Annotated in this window: 1 protein-coding gene; it reads left to right on the forward strand. The window is 62.1% G+C overall.

Features of this window, described 5'->3' with window-relative positions:
• The first annotated feature begins 3 nt into the window (after positions 1-3).
• Positions 4-1,194, forward strand: a complete 1,191-nt coding sequence (gene tuf / locus AVTE2539_RS26230; protein ID WP_272549654.1) for an elongation factor Tu — start codon at positions 4-6, stop codon at positions 1,192-1,194.

A 1,194-nucleotide genomic window follows, 5' to 3' on the forward strand; every position in this document is an offset into this window, starting at 1 on the left:
AAAATGGCAAAAGGTAAGTTCGAACGTACCAAGCCCCACGTGAACGTGGGCACCATCGGTCACGTGGACCATGGCAAGACGACGCTGACGGCGGCCATCGCCACGGTGCTGTCCTCCAAGTTCGGCGGCGAAGCCAAGGCATACGACCAGATCGACGCAGCGCCCGAAGAAAAGGCCCGCGGCATCACGATCAACACCGCCCACGTGGAATACGAAACGGCCAACCGCCACTACGCCCACGTGGACTGCCCCGGTCACGCCGACTATGTGAAGAACATGATCACCGGCGCTGCCCAGATGGACGGCGCCATCCTGGTGTGCTCGGCCGCTGACGGCCCCATGCCCCAGACCCGCGAACACATCCTGCTGGCCCGCCAAGTGGGCGTGCCTTACATCATCGTGTTCCTGAACAAGTGCGACATGGTCGACGACGAAGAGCTGCTCGAGCTCGTCGAAATGGAAGTGCGCGAACTCCTGGACAAGTACAACTTCCCAGGCGACGACACCCCCATCATCCGCGGTTCCGCCAAGCTCGCCCTGGAAGGCGACAAGGGCGCCCTGGGTGAAGAAGCCATCATGAAGCTGGCCGAAGCCCTGGACTCGTACATCCCCACGCCCGAGCGCGCTGTGGACGGCGCATTCCTGATGCCCGTGGAAGACGTGTTCTCGATCTCCGGTCGCGGCACCGTGGTGACGGGCCGTATCGAGCGCGGCATCATCAAGGTCGGCGAAGAAATCGAAATCGTCGGTATCCGTGACACGCAAAAGACCACCTGCACCGGCGTGGAAATGTTCCGCAAGCTGCTGGACCAAGGCCAGGCTGGTGACAACGTCGGCCTGCTGCTGCGCGGCACCAAGCGCGAAGACGTGGAACGCGGCCAAGTGCTGTGCAAGCCCAACTCCATCAAGCCGCACACGCACTTCACCGCCGAGGTGTACGTGCTGTCCAAGGACGAAGGTGGCCGTCACACGCCTTTCTTCAACAACTACCGTCCTCAGTTCTACTTCCGCACGACCGACGTGACTGGCGCCATCGAGCTGCCAGCCGACAAGGAAATGGTCATGCCCGGCGACAACGTGTCGATCACCGTCAAGCTGATCAACCCCATCGCCATGGAAGAAGGCCTGCGCTTCGCCATCCGTGAAGGCGGTCGCACCGTCGGCGCCGGCGTCGTGGCCAAGATCATTGCTTAA

Origin of the sequence: Acidovorax sp. SUPP2539 (assembly GCF_030158975.1) — a bacterium.
Lineage (GTDB): Bacteria > Pseudomonadota > Gammaproteobacteria > Burkholderiales > Burkholderiaceae_C > Paracidovorax.